This is a genomic window from Pseudomonas sp. FSL R10-1339 (genome assembly GCF_009600545.1).
In the GTDB taxonomy this organism is placed as follows: domain Bacteria; phylum Pseudomonadota; class Gammaproteobacteria; order Pseudomonadales; family Pseudomonadaceae; genus Aquipseudomonas; species Aquipseudomonas bubulae.
The window spans coordinates 1-912 of the sequence record NZ_WIVQ01000236.1; the positions used below are offsets into that span (position 1 = coordinate 1).

Annotated in this window: 1 protein-coding gene; it reads left to right on the forward strand. The window is 62.4% G+C overall.

Annotated elements, in window-relative coordinates; translation table 11 throughout:
* Positions 1–912, forward strand: a 912-nt coding sequence (locus tag GHO03_RS24580; RefSeq protein ID WP_372241800.1) for an ABC transporter permease, incomplete at both ends; no start/stop codon positions are given.

The window sequence follows — 912 nt, forward strand, 5'->3', positions numbered from 1 at the left end:
TCACTGCCCTGGCGCCTGGGGCTGGGTCAGTTGCTGCGCCATCCGCTGGCCGCGGCGGGCCAGGCCCTGGCCTTTGGCCTGATCCTGCTGTCGATGGCCCTGATCGCCCTGCTGCGCGGCGAATTGCTCGACACCTGGCAAAACCAGTTGCCCAAAGATGCACCCAACTACTTTGCGCTGAATATCCTGCCGGCCGACAAGGAGGCTTTCGGCGCCCACCTGATGACCCTTCAGGCCCGCGCTGCGCCGCTGTACCCGGTCATTCCGGGGCGTCTGATCAGCATCAATGGCGAACCGGTGCAAGACATCGTCAGCAAGGACTCCAGTGGCGACAAGGCCATCCAGCGCGACCTGAGCCTGACCTGGGCGGCTGACCTGCCTGCCGAAAACCAGCTGACAGCAGGTAGCTGGTGGGGCCCGAAGCCCGAAGGCGATGTGCCGGGCGTTTCAGTGGAAGCCAAAGTCGCCGAAAGCCTCAAGCTGAAGCTGGGCGACCTGATGACCTTCACCATTGCCGGTGTCAATCGCGAAGCACGGGTCACCAGTTTGCGCAGCATCAACTGGGACAACTTCCAGCCCAACTTTTTCATGATTTTCCAGCCTGGCACCTTGCAGGACTTGCCGGCCACCTACCTCACCAGCTTTTACCTGGCACCGGGACACGACAAGGAAATCATCGAACTGTCGCGCACCTTCCCGGCCGTGACCATCTTGCCTATCGATGCATTGCTGGAGCAACTGCGCAGCATCCTGGCGCAAGTGACCATTGCTGTGGAATACGTGCTGCTGTTTGTGTTGGCGGCGGGCATGGCGGTGCTGTTTTCCGGCTTGCAATCCACCCTGGATGAACGCATTCGCCAGGGCGCCCTGCTGCGCGCGCTGGGGGCCGAGCGGCAACTGCTGGTGAAGGCC